The 22,973-nt window shown below is 44.0% G+C and carries 23 protein-coding genes; 4 read left to right on the top strand and 19 right to left on the bottom strand.

Translation table 11 applies throughout. From position 1 onward, the window contains the following. Positions 1-125: 125 nt before the first annotated feature. On the top strand, positions 126-1,274 hold the full coding sequence (locus BLT18_RS04440; protein ID WP_091271611.1) for an ArgE/DapE family deacylase: 1,149 nt from the start codon (positions 126-128) through the stop codon (positions 1,272-1,274). A gap of 229 nt (positions 1,275-1,503) precedes the next feature. Here the strand turns inward: BLT18_RS04440 and codA are convergent, their stop codons facing one another. The 16 genes from codA to BLT18_RS04360 form a co-directional block, all read right to left on the bottom strand. After that, positions 1,504-2,763, bottom strand: coding sequence for a cytosine deaminase (gene codA / locus BLT18_RS04435; RefSeq protein ID WP_091271610.1), 1,260 nt, complete (start codon positions 2,761-2,763; stop codon positions 1,504-1,506). 353 nt (positions 2,764-3,116) lie between these two features. Beyond that, positions 3,117-3,740: a 4-carboxy-4-hydroxy-2-oxoadipate aldolase/oxaloacetate decarboxylase gene (locus tag BLT18_RS04430; RefSeq protein ID WP_091271608.1), complete on the bottom strand. Its 624-nt coding sequence runs from the start codon at positions 3,738-3,740 to the stop codon at positions 3,117-3,119. A 13-nt stretch (positions 3,741-3,753) separates the two neighbouring features. Continuing rightward, positions 3,754-4,419, bottom strand: coding sequence for an RraA family protein (locus BLT18_RS04425; RefSeq protein WP_091271606.1), 666 nt, complete (start codon positions 4,417-4,419; stop codon positions 3,754-3,756). A 45-nt stretch (positions 4,420-4,464) separates the two neighbouring features. Beyond that, entirely contained in the window at positions 4,465-6,048 is a 1,584-nt protein-coding gene (locus tag BLT18_RS04420) for a class I adenylate-forming enzyme family protein (protein ID WP_091271605.1), read from the bottom strand. A gap of 19 nt (positions 6,049-6,067) precedes the next feature. Continuing rightward, positions 6,068-6,469 carry a Zn-ribbon domain-containing OB-fold protein gene (locus BLT18_RS04415; protein ID WP_091271603.1) on the bottom strand — a complete coding sequence of 134 codons (402 nt, stop codon included), beginning with the start codon at positions 6,467-6,469 and terminating at the stop codon, positions 6,068-6,070. 1 nt (position 6,470) lies between these two features. After that, a complete protein-coding gene (locus tag BLT18_RS04410) occupies positions 6,471-7,604 on the bottom strand; it encodes an acetyl-CoA acetyltransferase (protein ID WP_091271601.1) in 1,134 nt (377 codons plus the stop codon). A gap of 35 nt (positions 7,605-7,639) precedes the next feature. Then, positions 7,640-8,053 carry a MaoC/PaaZ C-terminal domain-containing protein gene (locus tag BLT18_RS04405; protein WP_091271600.1) on the bottom strand — a complete coding sequence of 138 codons (414 nt, stop codon included), beginning with the start codon at positions 8,051-8,053 and terminating at the stop codon, positions 7,640-7,642. 12 nt (positions 8,054-8,065) lie between these two features. Continuing rightward, positions 8,066-8,485, bottom strand: a complete 420-nt coding sequence (locus BLT18_RS04400; RefSeq protein ID WP_091271599.1) for a MaoC family dehydratase N-terminal domain-containing protein — start codon at positions 8,483-8,485, stop codon at positions 8,066-8,068. A 36-nt stretch (positions 8,486-8,521) separates the two neighbouring features. Then, the gene (locus BLT18_RS04395) at positions 8,522-9,280 is read right to left on the bottom strand and encodes a beta-ketoacyl-ACP reductase (RefSeq protein WP_091271598.1); all 759 of its coding nucleotides are present in this window, start codon (positions 9,278-9,280) and stop codon (positions 8,522-8,524) included. Between the two features lie 18 nt (positions 9,281-9,298). Beyond that, entirely contained in the window at positions 9,299-11,089 is a 1,791-nt protein-coding gene (locus BLT18_RS04390) for an acyl-CoA dehydrogenase family protein (RefSeq protein WP_091271597.1), read from the bottom strand. A gap of 84 nt (positions 11,090-11,173) precedes the next feature. Further along, positions 11,174-11,455, bottom strand: coding sequence for a hypothetical protein (locus BLT18_RS04385; RefSeq protein ID WP_139184705.1), 282 nt, complete (start codon positions 11,453-11,455; stop codon positions 11,174-11,176). 192 nt (positions 11,456-11,647) lie between these two features. Next, positions 11,648-12,640 carry a Bug family tripartite tricarboxylate transporter substrate binding protein gene (locus BLT18_RS04380; RefSeq protein ID WP_091271595.1) on the bottom strand — a complete coding sequence of 331 codons (993 nt, stop codon included), beginning with the start codon at positions 12,638-12,640 and terminating at the stop codon, positions 11,648-11,650. Positions 12,641-13,284: 644 nt separating this feature from the next. Further along, the gene (panF, locus tag BLT18_RS04375; protein WP_091271594.1) at positions 13,285-14,721 is read right to left on the bottom strand and encodes a sodium/pantothenate symporter; all 1,437 of its coding nucleotides are present in this window, start codon (positions 14,719-14,721) and stop codon (positions 13,285-13,287) included. Then, on the bottom strand, positions 14,718-15,002 hold the full coding sequence (locus BLT18_RS04370; protein WP_091271593.1) for a YhdT family protein: 285 nt from the start codon (positions 15,000-15,002) through the stop codon (positions 14,718-14,720). The genes panF and BLT18_RS04370 overlap by 4 nt, the downstream gene beginning before the upstream one ends. Positions 15,003-15,417: 415 nt before the next feature. Further along, positions 15,418-16,776 carry an aspartate aminotransferase family protein gene (locus BLT18_RS04365; protein WP_091271591.1) on the bottom strand — a complete coding sequence of 453 codons (1,359 nt, stop codon included), beginning with the start codon at positions 16,774-16,776 and terminating at the stop codon, positions 15,418-15,420. Positions 16,777-16,940: 164 nt separating this feature from the next. Beyond that, positions 16,941-17,189, bottom strand: a complete 249-nt coding sequence (locus BLT18_RS04360) for a GlsB/YeaQ/YmgE family stress response membrane protein (protein WP_091271589.1) — start codon at positions 17,187-17,189, stop codon at positions 16,941-16,943. A gap of 163 nt (positions 17,190-17,352) precedes the next feature. On the opposite strand from BLT18_RS04360, the gene BLT18_RS04355 reads away from it, so the two are divergent. Then, positions 17,353-17,835 carry a hypothetical protein gene (locus BLT18_RS04355; protein ID WP_091271587.1) on the top strand — a complete coding sequence of 161 codons (483 nt, stop codon included), beginning with the start codon at positions 17,353-17,355 and terminating at the stop codon, positions 17,833-17,835. Between the two features lie 167 nt (positions 17,836-18,002). Here BLT18_RS04355 and BLT18_RS18740 read toward each other — a convergent pair whose 3' ends face one another. Continuing rightward, entirely contained in the window at positions 18,003-18,077 is a 75-nt protein-coding gene (locus BLT18_RS18740; RefSeq protein WP_407639916.1) for a putative holin-like toxin, read from the bottom strand. 131 nt (positions 18,078-18,208) lie between these two features. Continuing rightward, positions 18,209-18,763: a DJ-1/PfpI family protein gene (locus BLT18_RS04350; RefSeq protein ID WP_091271808.1), complete on the bottom strand. Its 555-nt coding sequence runs from the start codon at positions 18,761-18,763 to the stop codon at positions 18,209-18,211. A gap of 178 nt (positions 18,764-18,941) precedes the next feature. Here BLT18_RS04350 and BLT18_RS04345 point away from each other — a divergent pair, with 178 nt between their 5' ends. Beyond that, a complete protein-coding gene (locus BLT18_RS04345; protein WP_245705176.1) occupies positions 18,942-19,730 on the top strand; it encodes a carbon-nitrogen family hydrolase in 789 nt (262 codons plus the stop codon). A gap of 578 nt (positions 19,731-20,308) precedes the next feature. Here the strand turns inward: BLT18_RS04345 and BLT18_RS04335 are convergent. Next, complete coding sequence (locus BLT18_RS04335) at positions 20,309-21,328, bottom strand: DUF3231 family protein (RefSeq protein ID WP_245705175.1); 1,020 nt, start codon at positions 21,326-21,328, stop codon at positions 20,309-20,311. Between the two features lie 158 nt (positions 21,329-21,486). Between BLT18_RS04335 and BLT18_RS04330 the strand changes: the two genes are divergently transcribed. Continuing rightward, positions 21,487-22,950, top strand: a complete 1,464-nt coding sequence (locus BLT18_RS04330) for a spore germination protein (protein WP_091271804.1) — start codon at positions 21,487-21,489, stop codon at positions 22,948-22,950. Positions 22,951-22,973 lie beyond the last annotated feature (23 nt).

Below are 22,973 nucleotides of genomic sequence, written 5' to 3'. Positions count from 1 at the left end.
TCGCCTGTTCACCTTTTGACGTTGATATGATGTTTTATAACAATTCACTTATTTGGATAGGAATTCATTCACCGGTTAACATGGAATACAGGGGGCACACTAACATTAGAACGAGAGGTGACAATATGGATCAAGAACAGGCTGTATCTTTTTTAAAAGACATCATTCAGATAAAAAGTGTAAACCCTCCGGGAAATGAAACAGCTGTCGCTAAAAAATTAAAATCTCTTTTCGATGAATATGGCATCGAGACAGAACTTATTGAATACGACGACAACCGGGCCAATTTGATTGCTCGTGTCACAGGGGAACAAGATGGGCCTGTACTCGGATTAACGGGCCATATGGATGTCGTTCCGATTGGAGAAAATGAATGGGAACATGACCCTTTTGGAGCAGAAGAAGAGAATGGCAAGATTTATGGACGCGGTGCTTGTGACATGAAAAGCGGACTGGCTGCCTGTGCGTCAGCTATGGTGTCGCTGAAAGAAGAAGGCTTGCCGATAAAAGGGACAGTCACCCTTTTTGCAACTGTTGGCGAGGAAACAGGAGCTGTTGGCGCAAGACAGCTAACAGAACAAGGATATGCTGATTCCTTAGACGCCTTAATTATCGCAGAACCGACTCGAAATCAAGTGAACATCGCCCATAAAGGTGCGCTATGGCCGCAAATCATCACATACGGTAAAACCGCTCACGGTTCGATGCCGGATAAAGGGATAAATGCCGTTATTCACATGAATGAAATCATTCATCGGATAGCAGGCGGAGACTGGGAATGGCAATACGAGGAAGACGAGCTGTTGGGCGGAGCAACTTACAGCATTGATGTGATTAAAGGGGGCTCTAATACAAATGTCGTCCCTGATCAATGTTTTACCAATATCGATATGCGGACGGTTCCTTCTCAAGATCACAATCAAATCATCGAACAAATGCAACAAGTAATAGAAGCCGCAAAAGAGAAATATCCAGATTTGAAAGCTGACATCCGCATATTGAACGACCAGTCCCCTGTGAAAACATCCAATGATGATTCTTTTGTGAAACTGGTACAAGACGTCGTCAAAGTAGACGGCTCGGCAGAACTAGGCGGTATCACAGCTTATACAGACGGTTCGCAATTTAAACACGCACAAAAAGAATTCCCCATCGTCATATTAGGACCAGGGGAAACATCCACCGCGCACCAGCCTGATGAGTACGTTGAAATCAATAAGTACTTAGATAGTATTCATCTCTATAAAGAAATTGCAAAGAAATTTTTATCATAATGGATAGCAGCAAGAAAAGCGGCTGCAGATGATCTCTGCGGCCAGTGCCGCCCCCCCTCCCGTCACACAATGAAAATGCCAAACTTTTATGCTTCTCACCTTATGAATAAAAAAGGCCGTCCCAAAGGGTATGATTCACGCCCTTTTGAGACAGCCCTATTCCATCTTATGTGCCTGCAAAAAGCAGGGTCTGCCGCAAGTTCACCGCTTCTTCAACACAAGAGACAATCTACGAAAACGCCTGCACGTTCATGGTTGTTTCTGCAGGTTTTGTCTCCACCATCACTTTGCCGCTGCGAATAGAATAGAGAACAGGTGCCTGAGTTCGAACCGCGTCATATTCGGAATCAGAATCAATGACAATAAGGTTTGCCTTTTTTCCCTCTTGGACACCATAATTCTCTTCTATTCCCAAGGCTTTAGCTCCATTTGTTGTGATCAGATTCAATGATTTCACGATATGGTCATGGTCTGTCATATGACAAGCATGCAGCCCCACTTCAACCACGTGCATTAAATTGCCGTCACCAAGCGGATACCAAGGATCCATAATGGAATCGAGGCCAAAGCAGACATTGATCCCTTCCTTCCATAACTCTTTTACGCGTGTCAGTCCGCGGCGGACTGGGTGATTATCAAATCTTCCCTGCAGATGTAAATTAGCTTTTGGCAATGCAATAAAATGAATGCCTGCTTTCTTTAACGTCTGGAACAGCTTATATGTATACGCATTGCTGTACGAAGCCATGGCGGTCGTGTGACTTGCAGAGACACGATGTCCCATTCCCCGTTTAAATGCTTCTCCCGCCAGTACTTCGATATACCTTGATTGATCATCATCAATCTCATCACAATGGATATCAACCAATTTATCGTACTGTTCGGCAAGGTCCAGTGCCTTTACTACTGAACGAACGCCATCCTCACGGGTTAGTTCATAATGAGGGATACCGCCAACCACATCAGCCCCCATTTCCAGCGCTTTAATCAGCAGTTCTTCTCCGTTTGACTTCGTGTAGAGCCCTTCTTGAGGAAGCGCTGTAATCTGCAGATCCATCCACGGTTTGATTTCCTCTTTCACTTCCAGCAAGGCTTCCAGTCCTTTTAGTGTCGGGTCGCTTACATCCACGTGGGTACGCACATGCTGCACACCATGTTTCAATTGCATCTTTATTGCTTGTAAAGCTCGGTTTTTGATATCAGCTTTTGATTCGTTCATGATTTGTTTCCGCTCCGACCAAATTTCAATCCCCTCAAAAACAGAACCGGATTGATTCCATCGGGGAGTGCCTGCTGTAAGAGCATAGTCTAAATGAATGTGCGGCTCTACATATGGAGGCAGCACCATGTTTCCATGCAGATCGATAACAGTTTCATCACTTGTCTCAGCGGTTCTTTCGGCCGGTGTTATCGCTTTTATATATTCTCCTTGAACCTCAATACTCCAGCTGCCTTCTTGGCCGTAGAGCTTTGCATTTGTTAAAATCATTCGCAATCAACTCCTACATTTTCTCTTGCATTCATTAACTGCTTCTGAACAATGACTCGCTTTTATTTTAACATACATTATTTCAGAAATGCCCATATCAGAAATGGACGCAGCCTCTGTGTCAGACTTACTCCCTCTTTTTGAATAACGAAAATGTAAAAAAGACGTTACGAAAACAAATACGCACTTGCACTTCGCAGAAAAGCAAGCTGCAGCAGTTTGTTATCTTCTTTATTTGTCCGCTGATGCCTTCACCGCTCCCATTCAAGCCCAATTTTCATACCGTGAAATGTTCCTAAACAACAAAAAAGCAGGTCCCATCTCATGAGAGCAGACCTGCTTTTCCGGCTTTTCTATTTCCATCCGTATATCTCCATCGTGTTTTTTCCTGCCTTTAATTGTTGTCTAATCTGCTCCTCGTGTTCGGCTCTTTGTTTGGCTTTTTCGAGTACGGACAGAATATGTTCTTCTGGAATGACAACGACGCCATCGTCATCTCCGACAATCAAGTCGGATGCCTGTATACGCGCCTGGCCAATCAGGATTGGTTCATTGATTGTTCCGCCGCCATGCTTTGTTGTTCCTTGAATGCACAACCCGCGGCTGAAAACGGGAAACTCGGACGCAACGATATCTTCTTTATCTCGGACACACCCATCAATAACAAGTCCTTGAATGCCCCGCTCTTGGGCAGCTAATGTCATAATGTCTCCCCAATACCCTGCGTCATACATGCCTGAGACTTCAACGACAAGAACGTCTCCTGGCTTTGCTGTTAAAATAGCTTGATGCAGCATAATATTATCTCCCGGCGGCGAATGAACCGGCACGGCACGGCCGCACACTTTCATACCCGAAGCAAGCGGTTTAATTCCAGCCGGCAGGCTCCCGGTTTTTCCAGCTGCTTCACAAAGCGTTGCCGATGAAAACCGGCTCGCATCTGCGACTTCCTGTGTCACGGCGTATTCTTGTTTCATGCTGCCTCCCCCCTTATTTTTGTTCTTGCTTTTGAGCTTTTGCTTGCAGTGCATGGTACCCGTATGTTTGGCGTGCTTGCTTTAAAGTGGTGCCTAATGATACATCTTTTCGTATATCGTTTTCTTTTTGTTCAATCATTTCAGCTGTTTCCAAAATGTCTTGTTCAAATTCTTGCGGAATGACAATGACTCCATCATCGCTTCCATAGATAATATCTCCTGCTCTTACTTGCACGCCGCCAATTTGAACCGGCACATTATAATCCACTGCATCTACACGATCTTTTCCTGTTCGCATGTAATGGCCTTTGCTAAATATCGGATAATTAAGTTTCAAACTGTCTGATACGTCTCTGCACACACCATCAATGACCGTTCCTGCTAACCCCTTTTGGTGAGCAGCTGCTGTTAAAATATCTCCCCACACCGTACAGTCTGTTCGCCCGGCATTATCAAGCACAACAACGCTGCCGCTTTTTACATCATCAATAAAATCCCCGACACTTGCCTTTTCATGAGAACGTGCTGGCAAATATTTCACCGTAAATGCTCTTCCAACCATCTCGCATCCAAATTGAAGTGGAGAAATCCCCATACACGCACCCGCCATTCCTAAACGGTCCATTGCATCTGACACGGCTGCAATTGATATATTTTTATACGCCTCTATAATATCCACAGGATACCTCCGTTTGTTTTATCGTTTCATTATTCTTCATATTCATTACCGTAAAGACACCAGTTTTTCATCTAAAATAAAATCTCTAAGAGCAAATTTTTTAACTTTTCCTGATGGTGTCTTTGGCAGTTCTTCTTCCATTAACACCACGTGATCTGGCACTTTGTAATCCGCCACTTGTTCTTTCATATAGGCTTTTAAATCTTCAGCTGTTATCACAGCGTGTTGTTTCACTTTGACTGCCGCACAGGACACTTCTCCTAAAACGGTATCTCTCACACCCACTACTGCTGCTTCTAAAACATCCGAATGGCTGTAAAATACATCTTCAATTTCAGATGGATAAATATTATAGCCGCCGCGAATAATCATATCTTTTTTCCGGCCGACAATACGCACATACCCATCAGCATCCATCGTTGCTAAATCACCCGTGTAAAACCAGCGGTCTGCATCAATAGATTCTTGGGTTTTTTCGGGAAGTCCATAGTAGCCTTTCATTAACCCAACACTTTGACAGGCAAGTTCCCCGACTTCTCCAGGCGGCATTTCTTCTCTAGTATCATTCACTATTTTCAGCCGAACGCCTTGAATGGCTTTCCCAACTGTTTCAGACAGAGTGATGTCATCATCATCGAAACGTGTCATCGTTAAAATCGGTGAAGTTTCTGTCATGCCGTAACTGATAAGGACGTCACAGCCCATTTCTTGTTTTACTTTTCGTATCGTTTCCACTGGACACGGTGCTCCCGCCATAATAGAAACGCGCAATGAGGATAAGTCATAGGAATGAAATGATGGATGATTTAACTCCAAAACGAAAATGCTGGGCACACCGGAGTGAATGGTAATTCGTTCTTGTTCAATCAAGCGCAGCGTCTTTTCTGCTTTGTATGCCTCCATCAAAACTGCTTTTGTTTCACTGCCAATCAGCCGCAGGATACCAGCAATACCCATAATATGAAAGTACGGACTCGCATGTAAAAACACATCATCTTCCTGGCACTTAATTGCCTCGCAGCTTGCAACCATCGAATGAACGAGGTTTTCATGGGTCAGCATGACACCCTTTGCCTTACCCGTCGTACCAGACGTATAAATAATCGCAAACACGTCTTCTTTTATATCAATTTTTGTCTCTACGCGCTCTCCATTATGCTGCCTCTTCACATCGTCATAACTCACCCACTCTTTTGCTTGAAACCGCACAGTAATGACATGCTGCAAGGACGGCAGACGCTCTGTCAGCGCTTGAAACTGCTGCACGTGGTTGACTTTGTCAAATGTGTCCGTCATAAATACAGCTTTTGTTCCTGAATCCCGCAGAATATGTTCTGCTTCATCCTGGCGGTAGCGTGTATTAAGCGGAACAAGTACAGCTCCTGCTTTGGCAATGGCAAATACTGCAGCTATAAACTCATACCAGGTTGGCAAACAAACAGCTACCCTGTCGCCTGGTTCAATGCCGAGCTGCTTTAAGCCGCAAGCCAGTTCACTTGCTTCTTGTTCCAACTCTCGATACGTCAGCCGCCGCTTTCCATCAACAACCGCCTCTTTGTCAGGAGAATTTTTGCCTGCTTTATCAAGAAGTTCTGCAATCGAAAGACCGTAGCAGTCGCGAATGTTCATAGCATTTCTCCTTTCTTTCTTATTCTTCTACTTGAAAACAAGGCAGCGTCAAGTCTTCGTCTACCTTTTTATAGACAACAGACACGGGCTTGCCGATAGAAACATCCTCTCTGTCACCGACAATTCTGCTTAACATTCTAGCGCCTTCTTCTAAATCAATAATAGCTACAACAAAAGGAGTGTCTTGTTTAAAAGGCGGCCTTGCTTTATGAACGACGGTGTAACTGTGAATATGCCCCTTGCCGCTTGCTTCTGTCCAGGTAACATGATCGGAAAAACAGTGCGGACAAATCGTACGAGGATAAAAAATGGCATTGTCACAATCATTGCATTCTTGAATCATTAACTTGTGTTCTTTCGCCCCTTCCCAAAACGGGGCAGACTCTTCGTCGAGCGGCGGCTTTGGATAAATTTGTTCCATATTAATCCCTCCCTAATACGAGTGTCGACGTTGAGGAAAGCGTTCCGCCTGTTCCGTTTACTAACGCAATGTTCGCATCCTCCACCTGCCGGTCTTCACACTCACCCCGCAGCTGCCGAACTGCTTCGATGATTAAGAAGATTCCGAACATTCCAGGGTGACAATAAGATAAGCCGCCTCCATTCGTATTTAACGGAAAAGAACCCCCTGGCGCTGTACGTTGGCCGCTGACAAAATCGCCGCCTTCTCCCGGCTTGCAAAACCCTAGCGCTTCTAGTGTAAGAAGCACGGTGATTGTAAACGAATCATAGACTTCGACCACATCAATATCATTATGTGTCACACCAGCCATTCCCATTGCTTGCTTTCCACTTTGCTTCGCACCTGTGACGGTCAAATCATCCATATGTGTAACGGAATTATGGGTATGTGTTTCCCCATGCCCTAGTATCCATACCGGCTTTTTCTTTGCTGCTTGAGCTGCTTCTTTTGACGCAATGACCACAGCACCGCCTCCATCCGTAATTAAACAACAATCCAGTAAGTGAAGCGGCTCACTAATCATCGGAGATTCCAATACATCTTCAATGGTTATCAAGTCGCGTTTAAATGCTTTTTCATTCAAATTGGCCCATTTCCGAGTAGCTACAGCAATTTCTGCTAACTGTTCCGATGTTGTACCATATTGATGCATATGACGCATCGCAGCCATTGCATAGTGGCCTGCCGGCGATGGAATGCCAAACGGTTCTTCATATTTTTGGGTTAATGTTGTGGGAGACGGCGAACCATTTGTCCGGTTCGTGCTGCCATACGTAATTAACGCCACATCAATCAGACCCGCTTTAATCGCAGCAACCGCATGTGCTGCGTGAGATTCAAACGAAGAACCGCCAATATTGGTTCCACCTGTATACGTCGGCTGAATCCCTAAATATTCTCCAAGCATTAATTGTGGAAAGTGAGCCCAGCTTCCTGTTGTAAACAATGCATCGACATCATCTTTTGTAAAGCCTGCTTCATCTAGTGCCGCTTTTGCTGCTTGTGCTTGCAGCATCAGCACATTTTTCCCATGCGCTTCTCCTAAATCAGACTCTGCTACGCCAACAACAGCTGCGTGTCGTTTGGAACTCATGTATGAACCCCCCTCTTTCTCTATGAAAATATGTCTTATGCATGAAACGTGATGCTGGCTTGTCCTTTTGTTACCGGCTTGCCGGCATCTGTTTCCGCCCAAATGTCCAGATCGACCGTTTTAGTATCAGCGTTCTTTTCTGTCACAACGGCTTTACACGTCACCGTATCGCCTGGAAAAACCATGCCGCGGAATTGGACGTTTAAACGGCTGACAAAACCATTCGTCCCTGCTGCATCTTGTGCCAGCTGCCCCAAAAATCCCATGCTGAGCATGCCATGGGCAATAATACCCGGCAGCCCGACTTTTTTGGCTGTCTCTTCGTCTTGATGAATCATATTAAAATCTTTCGATGCCCCTGCATATTTCACAAGCTGCAGTTTTTCAATCGGTGGTTTCACAAGCGTCAGCTCTTGTTCTGGTTTTAATTCTTGCCACGTCATACTCATGTTCCTTCCCCCTTAACGGTAAATAATCGTTGTTCTTCCTGTATAAACAAGGCTGCCATTGCTGTCTTCTCCGCGCGTTTCCAGCACATAAAACGTCATTTTCCTTTTACCGTCACGCTCATAAACATCTACTAACTCACTGATACAATGAAGGATGTCTCCCGCGACAATCGGGCGTTCATACACGAATTCTTGTTCCCCGTGAAGCGTCCGGCTTAATTCCAGATCAAGCCCTGGCTTTGGCAAATGAAATGTTGCCGGAAACGTAGGAGGAGCAACAATGCTTGGATATCCTTTTTCTCTGGCATATTCTTCATCGCAGTACAGCGGATTATCATCTCCTAGTGCATCTGCAAATGCCTTAATCGATCCTTTTTCCACTTCTACTGTCGTCCACTCTGTTTTCGTTCCAATAGCACTTGTATCCAGCATGTCTGTATCACCTTTCCTTTGAAAATAGTTTTTTCATTAGCGTGCGCCTCCACCGACATACAACACTTCTCCTGTGACATAACTTGCTTCATCACTCACTAAAAACGACACAACATTGGCGATATCTTCTGGCTGTCCAACCCTGCCGATTGGAATCGATTTGCTTGCCCCTTTTTTCACTTCGTCAAAATCCATCCCTTGCCGCTCGGCAGTTGCTCTTGTCATATCTGTTTCGATGAACCCGGGAGCGACGCAATTAGCGTTAATGTTAAACTTTCCAAGTTCTAACGCAAATGTCCTTGTTAACCCTTGCAGCCCGGCTTTTGCTGCTGAATAATTAGCCTGGCCGCGCTTTCCCAGTGCACCTAAACTGCTTGTAGTGACAATTTTACCGTACTTTTGTTCCACCATGTATTGTTGAAAGGCTTTTGTTACTAAAAATGAGCCTTTTAAGTGTGTATCAAGCACGATATCCCACTCATCTTCCGACATTTTAAAAAGCAGGTTGTCTCTTGTTACACCAGCGTTGTTTACCAATATATCGACACGGCCAAAGCGGGAATGAATATGATCTGCCGCAGCATCCACTTCTTCGCGGCTGGACACGTCACACCCGACAGCAATCGCTTCGCCGCCCTTTGATTGAATCGTATCTACGGTATGTCTTCCAAACTCCTCTTTTAAATCGATGACTGCCACCTTCGCTCCGTCATCTGCTAACTTGACAGCTGTAGCTGCTCCAATTCCTTTTCCTGCTCCTGTCACCACTGCTACTTTTCCTTGTAAATTCCCCATAAAACAGTCCTCCTCTATTTACATGCTGTAACTTTCTGAATCTATGACCTTTTGTGCTATTTCCCGCTTGAACAAGATGGTATTGATAGGGATAAAAAAGGTATTTTCTGTTATTTTTTGAAGCTGCTGATGCAATTCGTCCCCATCAAACATCGCCGCGGCAATTTCTTTCGCAAAATCAATTACGTCTTCAAATGCCTCTTGTACGTATACTGTTGTCATCTTCATAACGTACTGAGCTGCTTCTTCTCCTCGTTCAGCAATGATTTTTTCCGTCCTTTTGACAGCGCTTTCTATCGCAAACATGAGAATAATTATATCTCCAAAGTTGCTGGTAACTTCTTGTTCATCTTCCAGCGTCTCTTCAAATACGTCGAGTGCGTAAGATAGAAGGTAAGTAAATAATTCCTTTGTTTTGCTTAACAGCTCATTTTCCCTGGACAACGCACCGTCATGGCTTGGTGTTTGATTATCTGCTGTGAACGTTTCTTGAACACGTGCTAAAGCATCTTCTAACGCACGGAATTTTCCTTTTTTCAGCTTCCTAATGACAGTGTTAGTAATAAACATGCGGTTCATTTCACTAGTACCTTCAAAAATCCGCTTGATTCTGGAGTCGCGATATAAACCTTCAATCGGATACTCTTTCATATAACCGTATCCACCATGAATTTGCAGTCCCTCATCTACTGCAAAATCCAGCGTCTCAGAGCCAAATACTTTATTAATTGAACATTCCATCATATATTCGCCCACGGCTTTTCTCGATTTCTCTCCTACATTCGAGTCATTAAAGTCAAGCTCTTTCAACCCTTTGTCAAACAAATGAGCCGTTCGGTACACCATACTTTCTAAGACATATGCCTTCATGTTCATCTCTGCCAGCTTTTTTGCTATAAGCGGGAACGATGAAATTTTCTTGCCGAATTGAACACGCTCATTGGCATAGGCAGCGGAATGATAAATAGTATTTTTCGTATTGCCCAAGCAGCCTGCCCCAACGGAAAGCCGGCCGAAATTTAAAACATTAAAGGCAAAAATATGGCCTTTTCCAGGTTCACCGAGCAAGTTTTCCACTGGCACTTTGACATCCTCAAACGTCATCGAACACGTAGAAGAAGCTTTCAGACCCATTTTGTCTTCTTCCGGCCCGATACTTACTCCATCCCATTGCCTTTCTACAATAAAGGTGCTGAAGTCTTTTCCATCTAATTTAGCAAACACGATAAAAATATCAGCAAAACCGGCATTGGTAATAAATACTTTGCTGCCGTTTAAAATATAATATTTTCCGTCTTCCGAAAGATAAGCATTCGTTTTAATGCTTGAAGCGTCTGTCCCCGACTGTGGTTCCGTTAACGCAAACGCTGTCGTTATGTCACCGGTTTGCAGACGCGTGAGATATTTTTCTCGTTGATGCTTCGTTCCAAAAAAGGTAATAGGAAGCATTCCAATGCCAATGTGCCCGCCAATCGGCATTGTCAAAGCAGCTGACTGGGTATTGAGCTTTTCTTTCATTAACGCAAAGCGTATGCCTTCTAATCCCAATCCGCCATACTCTTCAGGCAAAGAAGCCCCCAATATTCCAACATCGCCCGCTTTTTTAATGACTTGAAGCGTCAGATCGTAATTTAGTTTCTCTCCTTCTTCTCCCAAAGACAAGATTTCTTTTTCTACAAAATCTTCGGTCGTTTTGGCAATCATTTGGTGTTCTTCAGAGAAATCTTCTGCAGTAAACACCTGATTATAATGAATATCTTCGGTGATAAAACTTCCTCCTGCAATTTGTACATCTTCTACTTTGCTCATCCTCATTCACTCCTCTTTATTTTTCTCTTTTCATTGATGAGAAAAGTCCCTCCTCTGCGGCGATATCCCCTTTTCTTGTACACTCTATATAATAAGCAAATAGTGTGCCAACCTTTTTGCCCCTGTCATAACAAGGATTGCTGCTCGAAATGTTGCGTTTTTCGTTTCAAGTGAAACGAGTATTGTTTCACTTGTTTCTAAAATCACAAGAAAAGATACGAAAAATGGTGGTTGAGAAACCCACTCAACCACCATTCTTGTCACCGTAGACACTGCTGCTTTAGAACGCATCTGCCACAGACGGGACGCTGTCCGCGGGCCATGGCCCAAGCCTCCACAAACGGTTTTGCAGGGTCTTCGCCTCATGCTGTTCCCGCTGGAATCGCCCGTCTTCTGCTCCTGCTTCGGACAGCGTATGGATGAAAAATCTTTAAAATAACAACCAACATATACACTTTTCTCCCTTCAAAAAAAGAAGACAAACGCGTATCGGTTTGTCCTCTTCTATAATATAGTTTTAACTAGTTTTTATTTTCTGAATACTAATAGTGTCTTCTGCTATTCTAGTAACCCTGCTGTCTCTAAAATGCGCCGGTCAAATTCATATGTGTCCGTAATATCTTGCTGGAATTCTTCTGGTCCGGCATATACTGCTTCAAGCCCTGCTTGCTCAAATTCTTCTTGCAGGTCAGGATCATCAAGTGCTTGCTTAAACACATCGTGCAATAAATCCAGTTTTTCCTGCGGCAAATCTTTTGGTGCGATCAACCCTACCATTTTATTTTCTTCTACATCAATGCCTTTGTCTTTCAACGTTGGAATATCGCCTTCTAACTCTCTGCCTGTGGAACTAAACAACGGACGGACATCTCCAGAATCAAGGTGTGTTTTCATTCCAGGCAATGTGCCAATGGTTGCATCAACGTGACCTCCGATTAATGCCGTTGTGGCTTCAGCAAATCCGTCAAACGGCACAATATCATAATCAATGCCAGCTTCTGCTTTTAATGTTTCTAACAGCGGTACAGCTCCAGGAACCGCTGACACTTTAAATTCGCCAGGATGTTCTTTCACATAGTCGAGCCATTCATCAAAGGTCTCCCACGGTGCATCATCATTAATGAACATATACCCATCTACTTGCAATACTTTCATAATAGGCTGAAAACTATCATGTGTATACGATACATGACCGTAATGCGATTCAGTAGTGATAGTAGAAGTTTGCACAAACCCAAGTGTGTACCCATCCGGTTCTGTTTGAGACAGTTCTGTCACACCGGCTGTATTAGCACCTCCTGTTTTGTTAATCAGTGCAAACGACTGATCGTTGGGTAAATACTTCTCGGCATATTTTGTTAAAATACGCGCAGCCCCATCGTAATTACCTCCTGTTGGGAAAGGCAAAATCATTTCAATCGGTTCTTGCGGAAAATCAGCAGCAGCGTCATTGGATCCTTCTGCTTCTGATTTGTTTTCCGTTGAAGTTCCAGTCGCACAACCAACCATCAAAAACACGGCTAACAGCGTAAACAACATACATCTTTTCATTTCCTTCTAACCTCCTCAATTTTGAAATCGCTTACAAAAATATGAAGAACCACACGGCCTTTCCCTTTTTCGCTGCTTTTTGATTTTCTTAACACTCCTCTCTTTTTTAGAATCAGACAACCTTATCACTATGCACGTTTCATGCCAAACGTTTCATTCGTTTGATTCACGTTATTTAACAACGAATCGTTTTACATTTTGTTTCATTTGAAACAAATCATGTGAACACGTTTCAAAAAAATGAAACAAAGGAAATCGCAAGTGCTTGAAAGAGGGAGGTTGGGCTGCGGATTACAAAAAAGGAGCTGCCCAAAGGTCACAAAAATAACCTTTGGGCAGCTCCTTTTTCCGATTTACAAGTAATACACCCTTCATTTTGACAAATTCAGGTTCACTCGCCGCAGGCAGCACCTCAGCTTTCTCAACAGCTTACCGCTTGCTCCTTCGCAGAAGGCGGCAGCTTCTGCGCCCGACACAGGGCGCAGACGGTTTTAGCAGACGTTCATTCTTGTCACGACCGCAGGCGCCTCACTTGACTGCCGTGCAAAGATGATTAGTCAAAAGCGCTCTTCACCTCGTCATTCCACTATGTGATGCCGAATCCTTGTTTCATGCGAAACATATAAATATGCTTCTTTTTCTTGTTATGACAACGAAGCTGCTTTCCTTGCAGTCAGCAAGCTGGCAGTCACGTAACTTAGAAAGGACAGCAGCACAGGCACCGTTACCGTGTGCATGCCAAATGGTTCCGGCCATATATTGTGAATGATGCTGTAAGATGCGACCCCTGCAATAATGGATGCCATGGCACCGTACTTATTGCCCTTGGCCCAGTACAAGCCGAGAACAACCGGCCAAATAAATGCAGATTCCAGGCCGCCAAACGCAAATAAGTTCAGCCAAATTAAAAGATCCGGCGGGCTTAATGCTAACGCAAACACAGCAATCCCTAATAAAGCGGTGACCGCAAAACTCATTGTTTTCACTTTTTTGCGAGTGGCCTTTGGATTGACATAATTCAAATACACATCTTTTACAACAGTGGAACTGACCAACAACAATAGGGAATCAACCGTTGACATAATAGCTGCCATCGGGGCGGCAAGTACGACACCAGCAAGCCAAGCCGGCAGCACTTCCATCGTAATCGTTGGCATAACAGAGTCTGCCACTTCAATTCCTGGTAAAATCGGTCTTGCCATGACACCAACAAGGTGCATGCCAAACATCATAAACGCAACGACTATCGTGCCAATGATTAACGCACGATGCATTCCTTTGGCGTCTTTATAGGACATTGCCCGAACTGCTACTTGCGGAAGACCAACCACGCCGACACCCACAAGAATCCAAAAGGATGAAACATATAATGGCGTTAAACTGCCGTCGTGGCCAAACGGGCTGACCAAGTTCGGATTTTCATTGGCCAAATCGGACATAATGTTTCCCATTCCGCCTCCGGCAATAATCGTTCCAACTAAAATAATCAGCGTTCCAACAAACATCACAATGCCTTGCAGCGCATCCGTCACAGCGACTGCCCGGAAACCTCCGATAATGACATAAATAATTACCGCAAAAGCAAAAATAAACAATGCCGATGTGTACGATAACCCCGTCAGTGACTCAATTAAACGAGCACCGCCGACCCATTGTGCTGTCATGGCCGAAAAAAGGAAAATAATAATACTGACAGCACTTAACAGCACAACCGCCTTGCTGTTATATCGTCCCTTTAAATAGTCCACTAACGTGATAGCTTTATACTGTCTTGCTTTGATTGCAAACTTTTTCCCTAAAATCATCAGCACAAAATAGCCTGTCGCGACTTGTGACATAGATAACAGCACCCAGCCGAGGCCTTCGCTGTATGCCGCTCCCGGCCCGCCGACAAAACTGCTCGCACTTCCATATGTAGCAATCATCGTCATCGCCAGCACCAAGCCGCCTAACTCCCGGCTTCCTAGAAAATACTCTTGCAGAAAATTACTTTTTGCCGCAATATGACGCGATGCCCAAAAACCAATAGCGAAAATGAAGAGAAGAAATACGAGCAGTGGAATTACAACATCCCAATTCATGACTTCTCCTCCTCTTGACCTTCTTCAAACGGCACCTCTTTAAAAAATGCTTTCACCACAACTATCACCAGCACTATCATGATGAGTGAACCAATGATGCAGCTATAAAAAAACCAAGCCGGCATTCCCCATATATACTGGTAATCACTGACCGGCTTAGATCCAAGGCCATAGGCAAAACCAAACCACCATAAAAAATTAAACAACACCAAGCCCACACCAATCCAGGCTTCGCGATGAGCAATCTTAAACCGCCAGTCTTTCTTTTCATGTGCTGCCATCGATCACTTCCCCCTTCCCGGACTATATTTTATCGAAATTATTCAAAAAATAAAAATAGTGCAGATGCAAACAACGTCCATTATACAATAGGTGCCCTTTAGAAAACACTAGAAAAACGCAGGCTGCCGTTGGTCCCTAACCGAAAGCCATTACTTTTCATACAGAAAAAGACTGTCTCAAAGAGAGAGCTCTTTGAGACAGTCTGCCGCATAACAAATGAAGCTTCATATAGATTGCTTTGTTTCACACAATGGCTGGACATATAAACTAATAGAACTTGTTAGCAGCTGCAATGTGACAGGCAGGAGCAGCGCGTGAGATGCCAAACAAACCAGCCGGTACGTTGCAGGGAGCAGAGGCTGTGCTTGCGGCAGGCATTCACCAGCAGCACCGTCACAAATACATCCACCGAACTTAACCGAGCTTTTCTGTAAAAAATACGTTTTTCATGACAGTGCTGATAAAAGCAGCGTCGTCATCGGTAAGAGAAAGAGGCGGAGCGATATTGATGATGTTGCTGTAACCGGAAACAGTGTCGGCATTTTTCCCTGCGATCAGGCCATGCTTTTTACAAGCCTGAACAACTTCTGTGCTGTACGAATCATCCACAGGCTCTTTTGTGTCTTTATCCTTCACCAGTTCAATACCTATTAACAGTCCCTTTTGGCGAACATCTCCCACATGAGGATGATCAAAGAGTTTCATAAGCGCCTTTTTGATCGCTGCCCCTTTTTCTTCCGCGCGCTGGCATAAGTTTTCTTGCTCCATTAATTCTAAGTTTCTCACCGCCAGTTTACAAGCTGCTGGATTGCCTCCGAACGTGTTGACATGCCGAAAATGGTCATTTTCACCTGTTTGCTGGAATGACTCGTACAATTCTTCTCTTACTGCTGTTGCTGCTAACGGAAGATAACCGCTTGTAATGCCTTTTGCCATCGTCACGATATCTGGTTTGATGCCATAGTGCAAAAATCCGAATTTCTTTCCTGTCCGTCCAAAACCACAAATCACTTCATCAATGATGAGCAGCACATCATGCTTTCGACATACTTTTTCTACCTGTTTCACGTAACTTTCATGCGGAATAAGAATGCCGCCTCCTGTAATAATTGGTTCCATGATGACAGCTGCTACCGTTTCCGGACGTTCAAACAAAATCGCATCTTCCATCACCTGAGCACAAGCAAGGTTCCATGCTTTATCATCGAATCCTTCTGGCTTACGATACGAATCGGGCGCTCGTACATGAATAAATCCTTCCGGCAGCGGTTCATAAAGATACTTTCGCTGCGCTTGACCCGTTGCCGCAAGTGTTGCCAGTGTGCTGCCGTGATAAGAACGATAACGGGAAATGATTTTATATTTGTGCGGGTTTCCATGTTGGCGATGGAATTGACGTGCAATCTTAAAAGCCGTTTCATTCGCTTCTGATCCACTATTGGCATATACTATCCGGTAGCTTCCTGCGAGCCATTCACGCAGCTTTTCGGCTAGTTCGATGGCAGGCGTGTGACTGTTCGTTAATGGATAAAACGGCATGGCTGCAAGCTGCTGGCTGGCGGCCTCTACAAGTTCTTTTCTCCCATAACCTGCATTCACGCACCACAAACCCGACATAGCATCTAAATATTTGTTGTCTTCTATATCAGTAATCCAAGCTCCCTGTGCTTCTTTTACTACCATCGCATGACCATCTTTTTGATACGGCTTCATATGGTGCCACACATACGCTTTATCTTTTTCATACCAAGATTTCTTCTGCTTCACGACCATCCCTCCCCCATTATCATTACAACGAAGGCGCTGCTTCTATGACTATCACTTATAATTACGGTAAAAATGATTACAGCACTGAAAGATGTTTTCCATGTGACGGGGGTGACATATTCATACCTATGAAAAAGCCCTCCGCTTCGAAAAACGGAGGGGGGATAACATTACTTGCGAATTGCTTTAATAATTAAACTCAATACCGCAATAAATATAATGGCACCTAAGAGAGCTGGAAAAAAGGCAATTCCACCGACAGAAGGACCCCATGCTCCAAAGAGACTTCCTCCAATCCAAGCTCCGACAATACCAGCTATAATGTTGCCAAGAATGCCGCCTGGTACATCTTTACCGAGAAGTAGACCTGCCAGCCAGCCAATAATACCGCCGATAATTAAAAATAAGATAAATCCCATACACCACATAACTCCTTTCATTCATGATGAAAAAATGTCTTGCAGATGTTGTTCCCTATTAGTCTATTCGTTACACTTTGTACACATGTTTTTCTTTTCATTTGGCTTAGAAAAAAGTACAAACAAGTCATGGACAGTTTTCAACTAAAGGAGCAAATCAGCTATGCGGCGTTTTTTCTTTCGGTTAACATTTTTGCAGTCATTCCTCATTCTAGGCACTCCCACGATGATGCTCATTCTTCTCCTTACGGCAGCGCCGTCATCATCTTATGAAATGTTGGTGAATAGTGCAGCAGCTGGTTTCATTTATGTGCTGCTGGCGTTTTTTCTCTATCCTTTGCTCATCGCTGTGAAACACCTCCGCTTTCGCAAGCTGGTTCTGTTCACACGGGTGTACATACGGTTTCACATCGCGCTCGCTGTATGGGGAGCGCTCATGCTGTTTCCTCATGCTGCCGGCATGCCCTCTTTCTATCCTGTACTGACATTAAAAGCGATGAGCGGATCGGCCGCAGCAGCTGCTTTTATGGCCGTGCTTCTTACCGGTTATTTCCGCAAACAAAAATCATCAGGCAAACGCCGCCGTTATCATCGTTATGCTGCATTTGTCTTTGTTTTGGCTTGTCTTATTCATGTCAGCGTGTAGCGATTGGCGAAAGCGGAAAGTTTTGGTATAATGAAAGTACATCATCATATAATAAAAAGACCGCAGGTGCGGCGAACACCTACGGTCCTGCCATAGCTTGGTTCCCTCAACGGGGTCCGGCCAGGAGAAAATAAATCACCCGCTCGAGCCGTCAACTCAAGGGTGATTTATTTTTGTGACAAGAGCATCACCACTAACGCTCCAAATGAAATCATGAGCATCAGCGCTTCATACACTGTCATCATATAGGCACCACCCCCTTCCCTTTTGGGGATGATACCGAACCACCCTTCAGTTAACCAATGCTATCGCATGTTTATTATATCATATTTTTTCCAGTTCCATCAGCCGCGCTTTTAGCTGTTACTTCTGTTTAACGCTCTTTTACCTGCTTTACAAATTCCTTCATCAATGCCGGCAGATCAGGCCAGGCATGACCAGAAACGAGATTTTTATCTACATAATCCATTTCATTCACGTACTCTGCACCCATGCGCTCCACTTCCGGCTTACACGCCTGGTAAGCTGTCATTTTTCTGCCCTTTACAACGTCTGCAATGGGGGTTAACACTTGGCTGCCATGACACACAACAGCAATTGGCTTATCTGCTTCAAAAAAGTGAGAAACAATGCCTGGCAGATGCTCGTCCAAGCGAATATGTTCAGGGGCACGTCCGCCTGGAATAATGATGCCGTCGTAGTCTTCAGGTGTGACGTCAGCAAAAGCAATATTGGCATCAATCATATAGCCGCGCTTTTCTGTGTATGTTTCCCAATCTTCAAAGTCGTGAACGACGGTGTTAAGCTTTTTCTGATGAGGTGCGGCAATATCTGTGTCAAATCCCTCTTCTAGACAGCGGAAATAAGGGTAGTATACTTCCAGCGCTTCCACAGCATCTCCTGTCACAATTAATACTTTGCTCATCATCCAACCTCCATCTCGCAGATTTGGTTCCAGCATATCCATTTTACCATTTATTGGAGAAAGTGATGTTACAATCATGTAAAAGTCTTCACGGCAAAATTATGCAGAAGTATTGACAGCGGATAGATTCATTCCTCTTAATGAAGGGAAGAGGATAGAAAAAGAGGAGGATGAGCAAAACGTGATTATTTCTTCCATACAAATGGATATTGTTCCAGGAGACCCTAAACAAAATCGACAAAACGTCGAAACACTCGTTTCAAAAGAAGTTAAACAGAATCAGCCTGATATCATTGTGCTGCCGGAAATGTGGACCACAGCTTACACACTGCCGCAGCTAACCGATATTGCAGACCATGAAACAAGTAACACGATACCATTCTTACAACAGCTGGCCAGCACCCACAACGTTCATTTAGCAGCTGGTTCCATCGCCTATCAACAAGGAGACGACATGTTTAACCGTGCTCTTATTATTAACCGCAATGGAGAGCTTGTGTATCATTATGACAAACTTCATTTGGTGCCGATGCTGAACGAACCTGATTATTTAACAGGCGGTAAACATAAAGCCCAAGTGTTTGAGCTGGGCGGCATCAAAATGGGAGTCATTATTTGTTATGATCTGCGCTTTCCTGAGCTGGTCCGAGCGCTTGCGCTAGAGGGGGCACAGGTCATTTTCCTTCCTGCTGAGTGGCCAGACGCCAGGCGTGATCATTGGCGTTATTTACAGCTGGCCCGCGCCATCGAAAATCAAGTGTATATGATATCATGCAACCGAATTGGCACGTATAACAATACAACGTTTGCCGGCCATTCCATGATTATTGATCCGTGGGGAAGCATCTTAGCTGAAGGAAGCACCGATCAAGCAGAAGTCATACGAGCGAGCCTTTCCCCTGAAAAAGTAACCGAAGTCAGGCAGCAAGTTCCGGTGTTTTCAAGCCGGGTTCCGCATTACTATGCCTAAAATTCGCAAGGGGTGAAAAAATTATTTCCTGACTGCGATTTTGAGTGCGATTGGTCATGTTTAATGAAGGGATTTGGAGATAAATGATAAAATAAATAGCAAAGAGATATGAGAACTGATAAGCGATTGTTCTTCAAATAACGAGCAAGTTTCTTAAAGAAGAATTATTAAGGGAGACGTTGTATGACAAATAGAATAAAAATAATCATAGCAATAAGTGTCTTGTCTATTGTTACAGTAGCGTTTTTAATTAGTACTCAATCATATTTCAATAACAAAGAAATTAGACTTGCGAGTGACAAATGCTATGAAATAGGCGGCTTGCCTAAAGTAGAACGTGATTCTCTGACTTTAAGCTATTCATTTTCTTGCCAAAAGGATAACTAATTTAGGTGCAGTGTAGTGGCTAAATGCTTATGTCACTAAAGGAGGCGTTTGTTGAAGTATAAAAAAGAGATTGGAGTTTTTTTCCAATCTCTTTTTTATACTGTGAATTCCATTGGATATTTCTGTGATTTAACATGTGTTTTTCCAAGTGATTCACCAGTTCGCACTTAACAAGCGAACCCGTTAATCCCTTATTCCAGCTCCTTTTTGTGTGCTAGTTCGTCGCGGTCGACCGCTTCTGGTGTGCGTTCCATCCATCTGCGTGCAATTAACAAATTCGCAGCATCATCCACATATAATCCGTTATCTGCCAGAAAACGCGTGTACATAGCACCAATGTCGCGTCTGCCATTTAACGAAGCGGCGTTGGCATATGTTCTTATTTTCATCGAAAACATCTCCATTTTATGAAACAGCATCAGCTTATCAGAGAATGGAGAGATGGTCGATGTTGTCACCAAATTATCCAAAAAAGGGGTTCCAGGTAAACCGTTCTCATGCAGCTTATTGAATCCAGCTTTAATATGCCGGTCTGTAATTTCTTTTCCACGCAAAAAGAAATCGCGGATCTTTCCTTCGCGTGCTACTTGGCTAAATGCAACAAGCAGCGCTTTACTCGTTGTATCGTTGTCCAAATTCGAATATATATGAGCAATTTCAAGCGCATGCAATGGACGAACTTCTCCTAAAAAGCCGCTTAAATAGCGTTGTTTTTCAATAAAATCGGGATGCCGAGGGTATGGTATCTCCGGCGGCTTCACCATCAGTCCTTTATCCATCAACACTTGCGTTACTTCATTTAAAAACCGCATCGTTGCCTGAACCGTATTTGTAAAAAACTCTCTCGTATCACTTCTTGTCATCAATGGGATGGCCACTGAATATAAACTGAGTCCCGCTTTTCCTGTGTATTTTAAATAATGAAGGTAAAATTCATCCTTAAAAAGCCTCGGCGCACCCAGATGAACATCTTCATCCGTAAAACCAACCGGCACGGGAAAATTCTCTTTTTGAAAGATTTCACGCGCATCAACAACGAGTGAATCGCATAAATCCAGTGCATGGTCTACAATGCGCTTGATATCAGGGTCTTCGACATGCTGTTGAAAATAGCGAAGGACGCATTTTGATAAAGTGTTCCCCGTATAAGTGGACCAAATTTTCCCAATTTCTGCCGATGTCAGCTTCACATCTTCCGGGCTGGTTCCCAAGGCCTTCCACCTCCTGTACAAATAACATGCCCCGTTTAAACAAGACGTATGTATAGAGACTTGCATGTTTCATTGCTGTGTAAAAGTTCATTAAATCCCGTATAACCATGCTCATTCTACGCATGTTATGAATGGAAGCATAAAGGACGGTGGAACCATTGAGTGAAGAGAAGCCAAAGCAGCCAGTTTTTGATGATTTTCATAACAATATTGACTACTTGAAACAAGAAATTGGCATCGGAGAAAGCTTTGATACGATTCATCTTGACTTGCACTACGCAGGCCGGGATATGGGCATGTTTATGATTGACGGGTTTGCAAATGATGAAGCGCTGCAAAGAATCATGCGGTTCCTTGCTAACCTGACACCTGAACATCTCGAGCCTGATCCGCTAGAGCAATTAATGAAAACATATCTTCCCTACATTGAGCTTGACAAAGAAGATGACTTAGACAAAGTTGTTTTTTGGGTATTAAGCGGAGCAACGGCTCTTGTTGTCGAAGGCATTAATCAAGTCATTATTATTGATACTAGGACATATCCCGTCCGCTCCCCTGAAGAGCCTGATCTTGAGAGGGTTACACGCGGTCCGCGGGATGGCTTTGTGGAGACAATTGTTTTTAATACGTCGCTGCTTCGCCGCAGAGTACGCGACCCTTCTTTGCGGATGGAGTACATGTCGATTGGCAGACGCTCAAAAACAGATATTTGTATTTCTTATATTAAAGATATTGCCAATCCACAAATGATAAAAAAAATCAAAGACTCCTTGAAAGATATTGATGCAGAAGGGTTTCCAATGGGAGAAAAAACAGTAGAAGAGTATATTTGCGGACGCCACTGGAACCCTTATCCAACTGTGCGCTACACGGAGCGCCCTGACACGGCTGCTGCTTATTTGTATGACGGTCATATTATGGTTATCGTCGATGGCTCTCCTTGTGTTCTGATTACACCGACCACCTTTTGGCATCATTTACAGCACATAGAGGAATATCGCCAGCGCCCGGTTGTTGGCACGTACTTTCGCTATGTGCGTTTTTTCTCTATTTTGCTGGCTATCTTTTTGCTGCCGTTATGGTTTTTATTTGCTGACAACCCAGGGCTTCTGCCCGATGGACTAGACTTTATAGGCATTAAAGAACCTAGTGCGATACCACTATTAGCACAATTAATTATGATTGAAATTGGTATTGATATGCTGCGCATGGCAACAATTCACACCCCTAGTTCGATGGGAACCGCCCTTGGGCTTGTGGCCGCGATTGTGATTGGAGAAATTGCCGTCACCGTCGGCCTTCTTACTCACGAGGTAATTTTATATATTTCGATTGTCGCGATTGGAACATTTGCCACGCCAACATATGAGCTGGGGTTAGCCAACCGTCTTTACCGGCTCGTTTTGCTTGTATTAACAGCCATTTTTGCAGCTCCGGGCTATATCGTCGGCTGTCTGTTATGGGTGGTATTCCTCACGCGCTTACGATCATTTAATATTCCATACTTATGGCCGTTTATGCCGTTTTCGTTTCCTGAGCTGCGCGATGCCTTGCTGCGTCCGCCAGTACCGATTAATAAACACCGCCCAACTGCAGTCAAGCCGCAAGATCCTGATCGTTAATTTTCCCATGATAAAAGCAGCAG

The organism is Alteribacillus persepolensis, from assembly GCF_900099605.1.
GTDB lineage: Bacteria > Bacillota > Bacilli > Bacillales > Marinococcaceae > Alteribacillus > Alteribacillus persepolensis.
This window is presented reverse-complemented; position numbering and strand designations above follow the sequence as displayed.